The following is a 17,719-nucleotide window of genomic DNA, read 5'->3' on the forward strand; positions in this document are numbered from 1 at the left end:
ACTAATATCATGTTAATCACAAAAACGCGAAAACGTGCAGAACCTGCCTGTTTTATTTCGTTAAAAGGTTATTACAGATATCAGAAGGATTTTTTCAATTTAATAAAACACAAATTATGTTTAAAAGAATCAGACCTATCAGCTTAATCTTACTGGCTGGAGCGTTTTCTTTCCCAAAAGACGCTTGCGCTGAACCGACTACAGTCGGTGAGAGTCTGAACATTTCCCAACAAAGTGGAAAATGTTCAGGTGTTGTAGAAGATGAATTTGGCCCAGTTGCCGGAGCATCAGTAATCGTAAAAGGAACCACTAACGGTATTATGACCGATATGGATGGTAACTTTACTTTGGAAGGGGTGAAAAAGGGTGATATTATCGTGATCTCTTTTATTGGTTACACCACTCAGGAAATTCCATATACCGGGCAGACATCCCTTCAAATCAAATTGGCGGAAGATACCCAGAAATTGGACGAAGTTGTTGTTGTCGGTTTCGGTACGCAGAAGAAAGTGAACTTGACAGGTTCTGTCGGTACTGTTAATTCGGAGGCGCTGGAATCACGTCCTGTGGTGAGCGCAACGCAGGCTTTACAAGGTATGGTGCCGGGTTTGCAGATTTCGTCGTCCAGTGGTAGTTTGGATAAAACAGCAGATATCCAGGTTCGTGGTACGGCAACTATCGGCGAGGGATCAAAAGGTAGCCCGCTGGTATTGATTGATGGCATGGAAGGAGACATTAACTCTATCAACCCGCAGGATATCGAAAACATTTCCGTACTGAAAGATGCCGCCGCTTCTTCTATCTACGGTTCACGTGCTCCTTTCGGGGTAATCCTTATTACGACAAAAAGCGGTAGAACAGGTAAGCCGGTTGTAAACTATAACAATAGCTTCCGTTGGAACGATCCGGTAAAGACTCCGAATCAGATGGATTCTTACACTTTTGCAACGTTCTATAATGATGCAGCTATCAACGCCGGCCAGACTCCGCATTTTACAACTGAGCATTTGCAGCGAATCAAAGATTTCCAGAATGGGACATTGACGGATCCTATCACAGCGAATGGCCAATATTGGGCGGATGGCTATGCTGCCGGTAATGCAAACACAAACTGGTATGATGCTTTGTATCGTAATTGGGCATTTTCTCAGGAACATAACTTGAGCGTTAATGGCGGTACTGAAAAAATCAATTATTATCTGTCAATGAACTTCCTGGATCAAAATGGTTTGATGGTGTTCAATCAGGATAAGTATAAACGTTATACTACGACTGCTAAAATAAACGTGGCTTTGACGGAGTGGGCTAAGTTAATTACAGCAACCGTTTTACTCGCGAAGATTACGGACGTCCTTCGGATTTGACGGATGACTTGTATTACAACCTTGCCCGCCAGGGATGGCCTACTTTGCCTTTGTATGACCGTAACGGATATTTATATTCTGCTCCTTCTCCGGCTCTGGGCCTGAGAGATGGTGGTCGTGACAAAACGCAGACTGACAACTTATATCAGCAGGCTTCCTTGATCCTGGAACCGATTAAGAACTGGGTTACACATGTCGATTTCAACTATCGCATCAAATCAGCTAACCGTCATTGGGACAAGCAGCTGACTTATAACCATGATGTGGATGGCAATCCTTATGTTTATAACCAGAGTACGAATGTACATGAAGATTATCTGAAAGAAAACTATATGAATATTAATGCTTATACAGAGTATTCACATAGTTTGGAATCAGGCCATAATTTCAAAGCGATGGTTGGTTTCCAGTGCGAAAGATTAAGCCAGACTAAGTTTGGTTTGCAGAGAAACGGTATTATTGTACCGGGATTGCCGGAAATCGATATTACGACGGGTTTGGACTATCAGGGCAATCCGGTAACTCCTTCCACTAATGGTTCACGTGCACGTTGGAGCACAGCCGGTTTCTTCGGCCGTCTGAATTATGATTATCAGGGTAAATATCTGGCAGAAATAAACTTGCGTTATGACGGTACTTCCCGTTTCCGTGAAGACCAGCGCTGGAACTGGTTCCCTTCTTTCTCTGTCGGTTGGAATGTGGCTCGAGAAGAGTTCTGGGGTGATCTGGCGGACTATGTCGGAACATTCAAATTCCGTGGTTCTTATGGTGAATTGGGTAACCAGAATACAACAGAATGGTATCCGACTTATCAATCATTGTCTGTTAAGGCAAGTGATGGTAAATGGTTACAGGGCGGTATTTTGCCGAATGCGGCTTATGTTCCGGCGTTGATCAGTTCTTCTTTAGGCTGGGAACGGGTTCGTAACTGGAATGTCGGCTTGGACTTTGGCGCTCTGAACAACCGTTTGACAGGTTCGTTTGATTACTACCAGCGCAAAACGTTGGATATGATCGGCCCGGCTCCTGAGCTTCCTGCTATTTTAGGTCTGGATGTTCCGAAGACAAACAATACCGACTTGAAAACTTATGGTTTTGATTTGAATATCAGCTGGCAAGACCGCTTGAAAAACGGATTGGGCTATGGAGTGACATTTATCCTTTCTGATGCGCAGACTGAAATTACTCGTTATCCGAACCCGACCGGAACATTGGATAAATACAATGCCGGACGCAAGATGGGTGAAATCTGGGGATATGAAACGATCGGCATTGCAAAGTCACAGAGTGAAATGGACGAACATTTGGCTTCTTTGCCTAATGGCGGACAGAATGCGCTGGGAACGAATTGGGCTGCCGGCGATATCATGTATGCCGACCTGAATGGTGACGGAAAGATTGATAACGGCGGTAATAAACTGGATGATCATGGCGACTTGAAGGTTGTCGGTAACGATACTCCTCGCTTCCAGTTCGGTTTGGATCTGAATGCTGACTGGAAAGGCTTCGACTTCCGTGCATTCTTCCAAGGCGTAATGAAACGTGATTATTGGCAGGGCAGTGCTTATTTCTGGGGTGTTGGTAACAGTGGAATCTGGCACTCGACCGGTTTTGTAGAACATGCCGATTATTTCCGTGCAGAACAATCCAACGACCTGGCTGCAAACCTGAATGCTTATTATCCTCGTCCGATCTTTGACTCTGACAAGAACAACAAGAAACAGACGCGCTATTTGCAGAATGCCGCTTATATCCGTTTGAAAAACATTCAGTTGGGTTATACATTGCCGTCTGCTATGACAAATAAGTTCTTTATAAACAAACTGCGTGTGTTCGTTTCAGGTGAAAACTTGTGGACCGGTACATCTTTGGCTAATATGTTTGACCCGGAAACAGTTAGTGGTGGTAAAGATAACAATGGTAATGCTTATCCGTTGTCAAAAACTATTTCTTTTGGTGTAAGTGTAACTTTATAATAACAGGAAACAATGAAACAAATCAATATATTAAAACATGTTGCAGGAGTAGCCCTGCTGGGACTGTTGTGTTCCTGCAATGACTTTTTGGATGAAACTCCCATGTCGACTATCTCTCCCGAAAACTATTTGACGGAAGAATCTCAGTTGGCTTCTTATGCAAACGGCTTGTATACCGATATTCTGCCTTCTCATGGAAACTGGAATTATGGTACGTTCGGTACGGACCAGCACACGGACAACCAGGCTTATATGAATTATGATAATAAGTATATTCCCGGTCAGTGGAAGACTATACAGTCACAAAAGGCTGACGACGATCCATATCGTTTCAAATTCATTTATAGCTGTAACTATTTCCTTGAAAATGTGATGCCGCGTTATAGCCAAAAGCAGATAAGCGGTTCGGATGCCAACATCCGCCATTATATCGGCGAAATATATTTCCTGCGTGCTTACGAGTATTTCAAACGTTATCAGATGTTTGGCGATTTCCCGATTGTCCGGAATACATTACCGGACCAGATGGAACCGCTGACGGCGGCCAGCAAACGCTCGCCGCGTAACGAAGTGGCTCGTTTCATCATCTCGGATCTGGATTCTGCGATTGTATTGATGGAATCGAATCCGGATAAGGCTAAAACACGTATTAATAAGGAATCTGCTTTGCTGTTGAAGTCTCGCGTTGCTTTGTTTGAAGGAACCTGGTTGAAGTATTTCAAGAATACGGCATTCGTTCCGAATGGTCCGGGATGGCCGGGAAAAGAAAAAGATTACAATGCCAATTACCAGTACCCGACTGGAGATATTGACAGTGAAATCAATTATTTCCTCACGCTGGCAATGGAGGCTTCTCAGCCTGTGGCAGATGCAACCGTATTGGTCGAAAATACCGGGTTGGTACAACAAGCCGCTACAGAACCGGCTAATCCGTACATGGATATGTTCTCGGCTGTAGATATGTCATCTTATAGTGAAGTGTTAATGTGGCGCCCGTATAGTAAAGGTCTCGGACAGGTGCACTGCGTGGTTGTTGGAGCACAGTTTGGAGACTATGGTGTCGGTGTGACTCGTGGTATGGTCGATGGCTTCCTGATGGCTAACGGTTTGCCTATCTATGCGGCCGGTAGTGGTTATAAAGGTGATGAAACAATTGCCGATGTCCGCAAGGAACGCGACTCCCGTCTGACAATCTTCTTGAAAGAACCGGGGCAGAAGAATATCCTGATCGAAGCAGTGGAAGGTGACCATGCTGTTCCGGTGGAACCTGTTCCCAATATCCTGACGGGTGATGCTGCAAAAGGTTATGCAACAGGTTATGCTTTGCGTAAAGGCGGTAGCTTCGACCAGGCACAATGTGTGAATGGTGAAAACTATACAGGTTCGATCACGTTCCGTGCATCTGAAGCTTTGCTGAATTATATGGAAGCATGTTATGAAAAGAACGGTAATCTGGATGCTAAGGCACAGGGTTATTGGAGAGCTTTGCGTGAGCGTGCTCATGTAGATCCGGATTACAATAAGACAATTGCCGCCACTGTCATGAGCGAAGAGGCTAAAAACGATTGGGGTGCCTATTCTGCCGGTCAATTGATTGATCCGACATTATACAATATCCGTCGTGAACGTCGTTGCGAATTGATGGCCGAGGCTTTGCGTTATATGGACTTGTGCCGTTGGAGATCTATGGATCAGATGATCGCTACTCCGTATCATATCGAGGGTATCAAAATCTGGGGCGAAATGCAGAATTGGTATAAAGATGAAACAACAGGTGCAAGTCTGTTGGTTTACGGCATGGACAATCCTAAAGCGAACATTTCATCTCCGGATCTCAGTAAATACTATCGTCCGTATGAAAAGACATCGAACTCGATTGCTAAAGATGGTTACAGATGGGCAATGGCACACTATCTGAAACCGCTGAATATCCAGCATTTCGATATCACAACTTCTGGCGGGGACGTTTCGGCTTCTCCTATTTACCAGAATCCGTATTGGCCGACGGTAGCTAACCAGGGAGCTTTACAATAAGTATTTATTAATAGTTATAAGTCTTTAAGGGCCGCCAACTGTCTCCGTCAAGGAGCCGGTTGGCGGCTATTTAATTTTTTGTAGCCAAATCAAAAAAAAGCTTTTTAGCTTTTTCAGCTTGCGTTTTTGCTTTGTTTGTTCTGACCCTTATAAAACAAATCCGGTCATTGTCCCGGTATTCCTTTCCCGGCATAGCGATCCTTCCTCTGTAAAGTTAAAGACAAAACAACTTCTCTTTTTTTGTGTTAGATATATCAAAAAAGACGTTGGTTTCAGCCAAGACATGTATCAAATAAATTAAACAAAAAACATTAGTTATGTTGAAAAGAATGAAGCCTGTCAGCATGGTTTTGCTTGCGAGTACGTTGTGTTTCTCCGGAAACATATATGCAGCCTCGGGTACAGGCAATCCGATCACTGGCATTTCCCAGCAAAATGGAAAAGTAACGGGAGTCGTTGAGGATGCTTTAGGGCCGGTCGCCGGCGCGTCTGTGATTATAAGAGGAACTACTCACGGGACGATGACCGATATGGATGGTAATTTCACACTGGACGGATTGAAGAACGGAGATGTAATCCAGATATCTTTTATCGGTTACACCACGCAGGATATTCCTTATACCGGACAAGCCTCCCTGACTGTACATCTGGAAGAAGACACGCAGAAATTGGACGAAGTGGTAGTGACCGCTTTAGGTATGAAGCGTGATAAGAAAGCATTGGGCTACGCGATGCAGGAGTTGAAAGGAGACGACCTGTTGGCTTCCCGCGAACCGAACCTTGCCAATTCACTCTCCGGTAAAGTTTCCGGTTTGCAGATCGTCCGTTCCAGTAATGGAGTGGGAGGATCGTCGAAGATCGTGCTCCGCGGTAACAGTTCGTTGACCGGTAGCAATCAGCCGCTGATCGTGGTGGACGGTACGCCGATGGATAACTTCACCGGCGGTGTGGATGATGTCTGGGGTAACTCCGGTGCCGATATGGGTAACGGACTTTCCGATATCAACCCTGAAGACATCGAGTCGATGACTGTCCTGAAAGGTGCTTCGGCTGCCGCTCTCTACGGTTCGAGAGCCGGTAACGGCGTGATCTTGATCACGACTAAATCGGGACGGAAGAATGAGGGGTTAGGCATTACGGTGAACGCCGGAATCACGGCCGAATCTATTTTCCTGAAGCCGGAAATGCAGAACAGTTTCGGACAGGGTTCAGTCGGCGTCTACGACAACCAATCCCGTATGAGCTGGGGACCGAAAGCCGAAGGGCAGACGGTGACAGACTGGCGCGGGCTTCAGGTGCCTCTCCGCACATATGATAATATAGATGCTTTCTTCCGCACCGGAACTTCTTTCAATGAAGGCGTCAGCTTCCAGCAGAATATCAACGGGACATCCGTTTTCACGTCTATCAACCGCTCGGACGATGCCGGGATCACACCGGAATCCAAGCTGAACAAGACGAATATCACTTTGCGTGCAACTACTTTCCTCGACAAAGCTGAAAAATGGAAGGTTGATGCCAAAGTGAACTATATCAATATGAATGCCCATAACCGCCCGATCCAGGGTGTGAACCCGTCGAATGCGTTCAGTACGATTTACAACCTGCCGCGCTCCTTGAATGTGGCCGAGTTTAAAGATTGTGTGGACGAAGCGGGTAATATGATCTGGTGGGACGCCTCCCGCAACCCGCAGGAAAACCCGTACTGGGTCACTAAATACCGCCAGAACAACGATACCCGTAACCGTCTCTTGGGCAATGTCTCGTTGAAATATGCACCGACCAATTGGTTCGATATCGAGCTGCGTGGCGGTACGGATTATTATACGACAACCAAGAACGAGAAAGTCTATGCCGGTGGCAATACGACGCCCCGCGGACTGTATAACGAAGGTTCCGAAACATTTTATGAAAACAATTATAGTTTCCTGGCAACCGCCCGCAAGGATAACCTGCTTAGCCGTCTGGGCGGCTTCGTGACGTTCGGTGGCAACCTGATGATGCAGGAGAGGACCAAGATGAATGCGTCGGCAGGCGAATTGCTGGTCCCGGACCTTTTCTCCTTGAACAACGGTATCAATAAACCGACTGTGACATCTGAACTGATCCGCCGGAAGATGAACTCCCTGTACGGTTCGTTACAACTGAACTGGGACGGTTATCTGTTCCTCGACGTGACGGCGCGCAATGACTGGTCTTCTACGATGTCGAGGCCAACCGCTCTTATTTCTATCCTTCGGTCAGCCTGTCGGGCGTGATCTCGGATATGTTGCCGAAGATCGGCGGAAGCATGCCGGAGTGGTTTACCTTTGCCAAGGTGAGAGCCTCTTATGCAGAGGTCGGTAACGATTTGGACCCTTATCAACTGTACAATAATTATACGGTCGGAAAAGACGACAATGGCAATACGACGGCTTCTCCCGGTCAGGTCCTGTTCAACTCCGACGTGCGCAGCGAGCTGATCAAATCATGGGAAGCCGGTTTCGATGTCCGGTTCTTCCAGAATCGGTTGGGGGTGGATTTTGCCTGGTATAAGACGAATGCGACCCGCCAGTTGCTGAACTTGCCGCTCGACCCGTTCGCCGGCTACAGTTCCCGCAAGGTCAACGCCGGTAACATCCAGAACGAAGGGTTGGAAATATCCCTGAATGGCGACATCTTCCGGAGCGTCAATCCGCAAGGTTTCAGCTGGAGCGCTACGGCGCAGTTCTCGCTGAACCGCAACAAGATCATCGACCTTTATCCGGGCGTGACGCTCTATGACATCAAGACGCTGGATGCGATCCAGATTGTAGCTGTGCAGGGTGGTTATTACGGCGATATTTATGGCCAGACATTCCTGCGTGTGACGGACAAGAACGATCCGCACTACGGACAGGTGATCGTCGGGGAAGACGGCTTGCCCCTGATCTCGACAGAGAAGAGCAAAGTCGGTAACCAGAATCCGGACTGGATGCTCGGCCTGACGAACAATTTCTCTTATAAAGGATTCAATCTGAGTTTCCTGGTCGACTTCCGTATCGGCGGCGATCTGTATTCGGCAACCGCTTCCAACCTTTATATCCGCGGTAATGCGGCCGGAACGGTGGTGAACGGTGACCGGCAGAATTTCGTCGTGCCCAACACGGTTGTCCGGAAAGACGGCGGATATGTTGAAAACACCGTCCCGGTGACGCACCAGAACTATTGGGAACGCATCGGCTCGACCGGCAATTACGGCCTGCCGGAGGTCTTTACATACGACGCGACTAACATCCGCCTGCGTAACATCACGCTCGGCTACGATTTCAACCGCGCCATGCTGAAGAAGACTCCGTTCCAACGTCTGCGCCTGTCCGCCACCTGTAATAATGTATGGATGATCCATTACAAACTGCCGGGCATCGACCCTGAATCCGTTTCGGCAACCAATACGAATGCAACTGGGTTCGAGAATGGGGCGGCTCCGACAAGCCGTTCGTTCACGTTCAACGTGACAGTCGGCTTTTAAACTAAGCTTTAGAGGTCGTCGGAAACTCCGGAAACCTTCCCGCAACGTGTTTGAAGTTTCGGGAACTCCGGAAACCTTCCCGCAACGCGTTTGGAGCTTTCGGGAACTCCGGAAACCTTCTCGCAATACGTTTGGGGCTTTCCGGAACTTCGGAAACCTTCCCGCAACGCGTTTGGAGCTTTCCGGGACTCCGGAAACCTTCCCGCAACATTTTTGAGGCTTTCCGGAACTCCGGACGGTTGTTTTTGATAGATTTAGTAAATGATAAAAGAAAAAATAGAATATGAATATGAAAAATAAAATATTGGCAGGCATGTTCTCGATGGCGGCCTTGTTTTCTTCCTGTAGCGATTTCCAGGAAATAAATGAAGACCCGAACCAGGTGGGAGAGGAAAAGGTGAAGCCCGAATGGTTCCTGAACGCCTCGATCATCGGCGACCAGATGAATCCGGAGATCGCCGAGCGTATTTTTATCCTGACCTGGAACCGGGCGGCCCGTTTCAACCGGGGAAGCGGTTTCACGATCGGTACGGATAATAATGACTATATCACGCTTTACCTGAGTAATGACTACGCCGTGAAGTGGCTGAACCAGGCGACCAAAGCGATCCAGTTAGGCGAGAAGAAAGTGGCCGACGGCGAGGCGGATCTCTATCCCTATTATAAGAATGTGATCCAGATGGCGCGCATCTGGCGGGCTTATCTGAACTCGGAAGTGGCGGATGGTTTCGGTCCGATTCCGGCATTGGACGCCTTCTCCGGCGTTCCGGCCGAATACGACAGTGTGGAAACCATTTACGGCTTTATCCTGAAGGAACTGAAAGAGGCCGAAGCGGCGCTCGATCCTTCGATCAGTATGTCTCCGATGGCAGCCGAAGATGCCTTCTATGCCGGAGATGTGACGATGTGGAAGAAATATGCCAACTCCCTGCGTATGCGTCTGGCCATGCGTATCGTGAATGCCGATCCGCAGCTGGCCCGGAGCGAGTTTGAAGATGCCGCCTCGAAGGGTTATATCTCTTCCGTCGCAGAGCTGGCCGGCGTGCAAGAGAAGGATGGTTGGAGCGACCTGACGAGTGTCATGTCGCGCACGTGGAATGCACAGGCCATGTCCGTTACCTTTAAAAACCTGGTTGTCGGCCTGGGAGACATCGAATTTCCGTTGCCCGATTCGTTGAAGGCGCATCTGAAAGACCCGCACAGCTATTTAGGCTTGTATTTAGATAAACATTTCCCGTTGACGACGAATGACCCGTGCGCCGGATTCTATTTCGACGGTATTCCGCAGTATGTCGACCCGCGTGCGCCGAAACTGTTCAGCGTTGTCGGCTGGAACGACGGCGTGGTCTATTCCGACTATATAGGAGCAGCCAGCGAGGTGAAGCCAGTCTCCCTCTTTGACCCGAACGACAACACGAAACCGATGCTGACGATCGACCCGCGATACACCTGGGGCACTTGGGTGGCCGGCGAGTGGGATGTGAAAGGCGGTTTGTCTACCGAACTGACCGGAAAGAACTACAACTATCCGTCCTTGTCCAAACAATACCGCATGAGCACCAAGAAACGCGTCTATTTCGGACCTTGGGAGAGTTATTTCCTGTTGGCCGAAGCTGCCGTGCGCGGTTGGAATGTTCCGGGTTCCGCCAAATCGAACTACGAGAACGGCGTGACTTCCAGTTTCGAATACCAGGGCTTGCAGAGTGAAGCCGGGGCTTATTTAGCTTCGACCGCCTATAACCGGATCGGAACTTCCGTCAGCTTCGACCATACGACGGAAGCTGTTCCGTACACCATCAATTATGTCGATCCTTATACAAAGGAAAACAAGACGATGACTTACCGGTATCCGAAGAATTCCATCTATCGCGGCGGCGCCTACAACAACGACGCGATGACAAAGATCTTCACCCAGAAATACATCGCACAGATGCCTTGGCTGCCGGAAGAGGTCTGGAGCGACCATCGTCGTATCGGATTGCCGTTCTTCGAGAACCAGGCTGTCGAAAAGGATTACAATCCGCTGAACCAGGTTCCGCTCACTGTCGCAACCTCAAAAGAATGCCGTCTGGAATTTTATCCGAAGCGCTATCGCTACCCGGCCAATATCCAGACAAACAATCTGGCGGGCTATAACAAGGCGCTCGAGCTGCTGGGCGGCCCCGATGTCGTCGGAACCGCTTTGTGGTGGAGCCAGAAGTAAGAAGCACACACGCTCCATATATATATAATGTTGTCAGCGTCACACGTTTTCGGATGTGTGGCGCTGTTTTTCTTATTATAAATGTCTATATTTGCCTCATCATCAAAAAACGAAAGGAATAAAACAATGTCCGAACAATCATTAAACCGCCGCCGAGAAGATCTGATCAAACGAATCCGTGAGATCGACGATGAGGATCTGTTGATATCTTTGGAAGATAAAATCTATGATTACCAGGAAGGAAATTCTGCCATGCCGATTCCTGACATCCTTCGTGAGCCCGACACGGTGGAAGGACTTCGCAGCCTGATCGACCAGGTTTTGGAAGAAGACCGGAAAGGTGGAATGCAAGATACTGAAGAGATGTTTGCAGAGTTGGATAAAGAATTTGGATTAGTCTAATCTATCAAGGCATGAGATCAAGAACATCACCACTTGCTAAATCCCAGATAAGGGATTTGCGTAACTATTATCAAATAACATTTGGTACTCAACGTGGTCTTCAGATATATGCCGAAGTAAAAAGGACAATTCGGTTAATAGCTGATTTCCCCGGTTTAGGCCATGTCGAACCTTCCTTAACCGACTATCCCCAATGTTTCCGAACCTTTGTCCAGCATGCCAACCTTAAAATCCTTTATTGGGTAGAAGACCACATTGTTAAGATCGCCTTGATTTTCGATACCCGCCAGTCTCCGGACAAGTTACGATATATTATAGAACATCACTCCAGTTGGGTTTGTGAAGATGTAGCAGTGCCTTACGAGAAGAAGAAAACCTCTCCCCGGAAATAGTAATAATAGAGTATTTTATCTTAAAGATAGAACTTGTTTCATCTGTTATAATGACAGACCTTTGCGTAGTCACTGTAAATACAATTACATCATATACATAAAGAAATGACTACAAAACGAACAAAAAGTTCTTTCCGGACGATGAGTTCCAAAAGGAAGCTCGAATCCATATTCCTGTTTGTGACAGGGCGGTGCAATGCTAAATGTGCCATGTGTTTTTATGCAGAGGAAATGGATAAAAAGGAGCCGGACTTGACTTTTGATGAGATTAAAAAAATCTCGGAGACAGCCGGCGAGATTAACCGCTTGTGGATTTCCGGCGGTGAGCCGACTTTGCGTGAAGACCTGCCGGAGATAATCGAGATGTTTTACAAGAACAACCAGGTGAAAGATGTCAACATTCCGACCAACGGACTGAAACCGGAACGGATCGTCGAGTGGGTGACCCGCCTGCGCAAGAGCTGCCCCGAAACCAATTTCAACGTCAGCCTTTCGCTCGACGGCTTTGGAAAGACGCACGATATCCAGCGTGGCGTTCCGGGCAATTTCTATAAAGCGCTCTATACCTTGAAACTGGTGGACGAACATTTCCGCGATGACGGCAAAGTGCTGAAGAATATTGCGACTGTGATCACCAAGTATAACATTGATGAAATACAGGACTTCATGCTCTGGGTCTTTGCCCGCTTCCACACTTCGACGCATACGATCGAAGCCGCTCGCGGTATGACGCGTGACGACGGGGTGAAGATTCTGACCGAATCATCCCTGAGAAAGATTCAGGACGACGTTGCACACATCTATTCCGGCTATGCCGACCGTATGGTGCAGGAGACAAGTGGTTTCAGGAAGCCGATTACCCGTTTCTTCTATCTCGGTTTTATCCGTACGTTATATAATGTCCGTGCCAGCAACATCGACGAACCGACGCTTGGGGAATGGACTGTACAGCCGGCGAGACAACTTTGGTGATCGACTACGACGGCCGCTTCCGTGCCTGTGAGTTGCGCGAGCCGCTCGGGAATCTAAAAGATTATGGCTGCGACGTCAGCAAAGTGATGCAAAGCGATGTCATGAAACAAGAAATAGAGGCGATCGGACACGGGGCAAAGGCAAATTGCTGGTGTACGCACGGTTGCTGGATCACTTCATCCATCGTTTTCAATCCGAGTAAGATGTTGGGAATGGTCTACAGAGGCTACCGTGAAATGAAGAAACTGAACCGCCCGATTGTCTTTGATGAGGAAATGCTTCGCGGTATGGAAGATAAATATGGCCTTGACCGCGAAAAGCTGGATGAACTGCATATTGGCAAGAGTTAAGTGAAAAAGTTTCACTTGCTTTGTTAGGGTGAAACAAAAGTTTCATGCCGATGAAACTTTATTTTCATGGGCAAGAAACTTTAGTTTCCTCGGCATGGAACTAATTGCTTATTGCATGCCTTCTGTTGTCATTTCCTTGTTGATCTTCTTGACCAATCCCTGCAATACTGCGCCCGGACCCAGTTCGATGAAATGGTCGGCACCGTCGGCAATCATGTTCTGCACACTCTGTGTCCAGCGAACCGGAGCGGTCAGCTGTGCGATCAGGTTTGCCTTGATTGTTTCAGGGTTAGTTTCGCCTTTTGTACTTACATTCTGGTATACAGGACATGACGGTTCGTGAATCGGAGTCGCTTCGATAGCGGCAGCCAGTTCGGCACGGGCCGGTTCCATCAGCGGAGAGTGGAAAGCACCGCCCACTTTCAGTTTCAGTGCGCGCTTTGCACCGGCAGCCAGCATCTTTTCACAAGCAGCCTCGATACCGGGTATTGAACCGGAGATAACAAGCTGGCCCGGACAGTTGTAGTTCGCACATACAACCACTTCGCCTTCAATGCTTGCACAAATTTCTTCTACTTTTTCATCCGGCAATGCCAGTACGGCTGCCATTGTCGAGGGAGTGGCTTCGCAGGCTTTCTGCATCGCCATAGCACGTTTGGACACCAGCACGAGGCCGTCTTCGAAAGACAGGGCACCGGCTGCAACAAGTGCAGAGAACTCTCCTAAGGAGTGTCCGGCCGTCATATCCGGTTTGAACTGGTCACCTAATGTTTTAGCAAGAATGACTGAGTGTAAGAAAATGGCAGGTTGTGTCACTTTTGTCTGACGCAGATCTTCGTCTGTTCCGGCGAACATCAGGTCAGTGATACGGAAACCAAGGATTTTATTAGCTTTCTCAAACATCTCTTTTGCAAGAGGATTGTTATCGTAAAGGTCTTTTCCCATTCCGACAAACTGTGCACCCTGACCGGGAAATACATACGCTTTCATTTTTTCTAATCTTTTTCTAATTTCAGTTTTTTAAGATGGCGCAAAGGTAATAAATTTAGAATAATTGGGGTACTATTCATTACAAATTGTATCTTTGCCCATCGATAAGAAGAATATTAACGACTAATTTATATAATATCATGGATCAATTATTATTTCTTGGAAATTTAGGAACAGGCGAAATTGTTATCATCGCCATTGTTGTGTTGTTGCTTTTCGGTGGAAAGAAAATACCTGAACTGATGAAAGGTATCGGTAAAGGTGTGAAGAACTTTAAAGACGGTGTAAAAGGATTAGAAGACGACATTAAGCTGGACGACACAGAAAAGAAGTAAAAGATGGCAGAATTAGAACAAGAAGAAATGTCCTTCTGGGACCACCTGGAGGCACTTCGTTGGACTTTGTTCCGTTCTTTTTTAGCGCTCTTTGTTTTTGCCATAGTAACCTTTGCCTTTATGCGCGGTCCGGATGGAATATTCCACCGTGTAATAGAAGCTCCTTGCTATTCCGACTTTATCTTTTACAGATGGTTGTGCGACTTGAACCAATGGTTGGTTAATGTAAGTCCCTGGTTTGACGTATTGCCCGATTTCTGTAACGATAGTTTCATGTGGATATTTTTAATATCAAGCTGGCTTCTCAGTTTTTCACTCACATGACAACCTCGTTCTGGCTGGCGCTTGTGCTTACTTTCCCCTATCTGATGTGGAGATATGGAAGTTCATCAGCCCGGCATTGTATGAGAATGAGAAAAAGAATGTCAGATGGGTATTTCTCTTGGGAACGATTATGTTCTTTGTCGGATGTGCGGTCGGATATTTTATGGTATTCCCGATGACATTGCGCTTTTTGGCAACCTACGAGTTGAGTGCAAATATAAAAGAACAGGTATCGCTGGATTCGTATATGGATAATTTCCTGATGCTTATCTTTGTGATGGGAATTGTTTTTGAAATGCCGTTGGTTTCGTGGCTGTTGTCGAAGATCGGTTTGCTGAAGCGGTCGTTCTTCCATAAGTATAGACGGCATGCTATTGTGGGCTTGCTTGTTGCAGCTGCCTTTATTACGCCGAGTAGCGATCCGTTCACGTTGAGTATCGTATTCTTCCCGTTGTATGGGCTGTTCGAACTGAGTGCCCTCTTTGTGAAGAAAGATCCTCCGGAAGAGGAAGATTCGGACGACGAGGATGAAGAATGTACGGAAATTGCACCGGCCTAAAAACTACAGACATTGTAAAATAGTTATAGAAGAGACGCATCGTTTAAAGGTTGCGTCTCTTTTTTTGTATCTTTGTCAGGACTAAAACAAGAATTAAACATGAGGCACATATCCTTATTGGCGGTCTCCTTGCTGGCTCTGGCAGCCTGCACGCCGGAAAAACAACAGGAGGCGGAAGATTATACGCAATATGTAAACCCTTTGATCGGGACGGATTTTACCGGTAATACTTATCCCGGGGCGCAAGTTCCTTTCGGGATGGTCCAGCTGAGCCCGGACAATGGTTTGCCCGGCTGGGATCGTATTTCGGGGTATTTCTATCCCGATACGACAATTGCCGGTTTCAGCCATACACATCTCTCCGGAACGGGTGCAGGCGACTTGTATGATATCTCTTTCATGCCGGTGACACGTCCGTATAAAGAAGCTCCCGCACCGTTAGGAATCTATTCGACCTTTTCCCATAATGACGAAGCCGCTTCGGCCGGCTATTACCGTGTTTTGCTGAAAGACTATAATATCAATGTCGAACTGACGGCTACCGAGCGTTGCGGCATCCAACGTTATACATTCCCGAAAGCGGAGGCTTCCGTCTTTCTGAACCTGAAAAAGGCGATGAACTGGGACTTTACGCTGGATTCGCGTATCGAGGTGGTCGACTCGATGACGGTTCGCGGCTATCGCTTCTCGCAAGGCTGGTCTCCACTTCAGCATGTTTATTTCGAGACTCGCTTCTCCAAACCTTTCACCGCCTGCCATATCGATACAACTTCCATTGCAACGAAAGACCGGGGTTGGATCGGCACAGCCTATATCGCCCGCTTCGACTTTAATACGGAGAAAGATGAGGAAATCCTCGTTACGACAGGAATATCCGGCGTCAGCATGGAAGGAGCAGGTAAGAACCTGCGTGCAGAAGCCCTGAAAGACGATTTCGACTACTATCAGGCAAAGGCGGCCGGTGAATGGAACAAGCAACTGGCTAAAATAGAGGTAAAGAGTTCTAATACGGACGATATGGTGAAGTTCTACACCGCACTCTATCATTCCATGATCGCCCCGACAATCTACAGTGACGTAGACGGTTCCTACTATGGCCCGGATCAGCAGATCCATAAGGCGGACGGATGGACGAACTATTCGACCTTCTCTCTGTGGGACACTTATCGCGCCGCTCATCCGCTCTTCACCTACACCGAACCCGAACGGGCAAACGATATGGTCAAAGGTTTCCTGAAATTCTATGAACAGGGTGGCGCGTTGCCGCTGTGGAACCTGTATGGCTGGGAGACTAATATGATGATCGGTTATCACGCCGTTCCCGTCATTGTGGATGCTTACCTGAAAGGTATCGGAAACTTTGATCCCGAAAAAGCGCTCGAAGCCTGTATCGCGACGGCTAACCGGGACGATTACCGGGGAATCGGCGAGTATAAGAAGTTGGGATATGTCCCGGCTTACAGCGATCCGAAGAAATGGGAAAGTTGGTCCCTATCCAAGACGTTGGAATACGCCTATGATGATTATTGCATCGCCATGATGGCCGAGAAGATGGGTAAGACGGAGATTGCCGACGAGTTCTATAAACGTGCCCAGAACTACCGGAATGTCTATAATCCGGCAACTTCCTTTATGCAGCCGCGTGACGAGAAAGGCAATTTTGTTGCCAACTTCAATCCCGACGATTATACGGAAGATATCTGTGAAAGCAACGGCTGGCAATATTTCTGGTCTGTCCCCCAAGACCTGGACGGCCTGATCGGCCTTGTCGGAAGCAAGGAACGCTTTGCGGAAAAGTTGGACAGCATGTTCACCTATGTCCCTAAATCAAACGAAGACCTGCCGATCTTCAGTACCGGCATGATCGGGCAATATGCGCACGGCAACGAACCGAGCCATCATGTGATTTATTTATACAATAAGGTCGGACAGCCCTGGAAGACCCAGAAATATGTGGCGGAAGTACTGCACGATCTGTATCGGAATGCTCCCGACGGCATCTGCGGTAACGAAGATTGCGGGCAGATGTCGGCCTGGTTCGTGTTCAGCTCCATGGGTTTCTATCCGGTCGATCCGATAAGCGGCAAATATGAGATCGGAACCCCGTTGTTCCCGGAAGTGAAGATGCATCTGGCAAACGGAAAAGCCTTTACGATCCTGGCACCGGCAGTAAGTCCCGAGAATATTTATATCCAATCTGTTAAACTGAACGGCCAGCCGTACGACAAGAGCTACATCACCCATGAACAGATCATGAACGGCGACACGTTAGAGTTTGAGATGGGTAATCAGCCGGGACCGGTTTGGTACGAGTAATATCTGTAATTG

The 17,719-nt window shown here is 47.6% G+C and carries 7 protein-coding genes and 4 pseudogenes; 10 read left to right on the plus strand and 1 reads right to left on the minus strand.

From position 1 onward, the window contains the following. Positions 1 to 116: 116 nt before the first annotated feature. The 7 genes and pseudogenes from DW083_RS04405 to DW083_RS04440 all read left to right on the plus strand — a co-directional run bounded on the left by DW083_RS04405 (position 117) and on the right by DW083_RS04440 (position 13,183). A pseudogene (locus DW083_RS04405) lies at positions 117 to 3,340 on the plus strand (SusC/RagA family TonB-linked outer membrane protein). A gap of 12 nt (positions 3,341 to 3,352) precedes the next feature. Continuing rightward, the gene (locus DW083_RS04410; protein WP_115501017.1) at positions 3,353 to 5,374 is read left to right on the plus strand and encodes a RagB/SusD family nutrient uptake outer membrane protein; all 2,022 of its coding nucleotides are present in this window, start codon (positions 3,353 to 3,355) and stop codon (positions 5,372 to 5,374) included. 317 nt (positions 5,375 to 5,691) lie between these two features. Beyond that, positions 5,692 to 8,864 (plus strand): annotated as a pseudogene (locus DW083_RS04415) (SusC/RagA family TonB-linked outer membrane protein). Between the two features lie 283 nt (positions 8,865 to 9,147). Further along, positions 9,148 to 11,067, plus strand: a complete 1,920-nt coding sequence (locus DW083_RS04425) for a SusD/RagB family nutrient-binding outer membrane lipoprotein (protein WP_122331570.1) — start codon at positions 9,148 to 9,150, stop codon at positions 11,065 to 11,067. Positions 11,068 to 11,193: 126 nt separating this feature from the next. Next, on the plus strand, positions 11,194 to 11,469 hold the full coding sequence (locus tag DW083_RS04430; protein ID WP_122331571.1) for a hypothetical protein: 276 nt from the start codon (positions 11,194 to 11,196) through the stop codon (positions 11,467 to 11,469). A gap of 11 nt (positions 11,470 to 11,480) precedes the next feature. Then, complete coding sequence (locus DW083_RS04435; protein ID WP_122331572.1) at positions 11,481 to 11,861, plus strand: type II toxin-antitoxin system RelE/ParE family toxin; 381 nt, start codon at positions 11,481 to 11,483, stop codon at positions 11,859 to 11,861. Positions 11,862 to 11,966: 105 nt separating this feature from the next. Then, a pseudogene (locus DW083_RS04440) lies at positions 11,967 to 13,183 on the plus strand (radical SAM protein). Between the two features lie 108 nt (positions 13,184 to 13,291). On the opposite strand, the gene fabD reads toward DW083_RS04440, so the two are convergent. Further along, positions 13,292 to 14,173: an ACP S-malonyltransferase gene (gene fabD, locus DW083_RS04445; protein WP_122331573.1), complete on the minus strand. Its 882-nt coding sequence runs from the start codon at positions 14,171 to 14,173 to the stop codon at positions 13,292 to 13,294. 140 nt (positions 14,174 to 14,313) lie between these two features. Here fabD and DW083_RS04450 point away from each other — a divergent pair, with 140 nt between their 5' ends. The 3 genes and pseudogenes from DW083_RS04450 (at position 14,314) to DW083_RS04460 (ending at position 17,707) form a co-directional block, all read left to right on the plus strand. Continuing rightward, positions 14,314 to 14,508 carry a twin-arginine translocase TatA/TatE family subunit gene (locus tag DW083_RS04450; RefSeq protein ID WP_115501010.1) on the plus strand — a complete coding sequence of 65 codons (195 nt, stop codon included), beginning with the start codon at positions 14,314 to 14,316 and terminating at the stop codon, positions 14,506 to 14,508. Between the two features lie 3 nt (positions 14,509 to 14,511). Then, positions 14,512 to 15,391: pseudogene (gene tatC / locus DW083_RS04455) on the plus strand (twin-arginine translocase subunit TatC). A gap of 99 nt (positions 15,392 to 15,490) precedes the next feature. Next, entirely contained in the window at positions 15,491 to 17,707 is a 2,217-nt protein-coding gene (locus DW083_RS04460; RefSeq protein WP_122331574.1) for a GH92 family glycosyl hydrolase, read from the plus strand. Positions 17,708 to 17,719 lie beyond the last annotated feature (12 nt).

The sequence above is a fragment of the Parabacteroides sp. AF48-14 genome (assembly GCF_003477465.1).
GTDB classification, from domain to species: Bacteria; Bacteroidota; Bacteroidia; order Bacteroidales; family Tannerellaceae; genus Parabacteroides; species Parabacteroides acidifaciens.

Bases quoted from the DNA above. Each gene is read 5' to 3' on its own strand.
- DW083_RS04425 (WP_122331570.1), top strand. From the start codon at position 9,148: ATGAATATGAAAAATAAAATATTGGCAGGCATGTTCTCGATGGCGGCC.
- DW083_RS04450 (WP_115501010.1), top strand. From the start codon at position 14,314: ATGGATCAATTATTATTTCTTGGAAATTTAGGAACAGGCGAAATTGTT.
- DW083_RS04460 (WP_122331574.1), top strand. From the start codon at position 15,491: ATGAGGCACATATCCTTATTGGCGGTCTCCTTGCTGGCTCTGGCAGCC.
- DW083_RS04435 (WP_122331572.1), top strand. From the start codon at position 11,481: ATGAGATCAAGAACATCACCACTTGCTAAATCCCAGATAAGGGATTTG.
- fabD (WP_122331573.1), bottom strand. From the start codon at position 14,173: ATGAAAGCGTATGTATTTCCCGGTCAGGGTGCACAGTTTGTCGGAATG.
- DW083_RS04430 (WP_122331571.1), top strand. From the start codon at position 11,194: ATGTCCGAACAATCATTAAACCGCCGCCGAGAAGATCTGATCAAACGA.
- DW083_RS04410 (WP_115501017.1), top strand. From the start codon at position 3,353: ATGAAACAAATCAATATATTAAAACATGTTGCAGGAGTAGCCCTGCTG.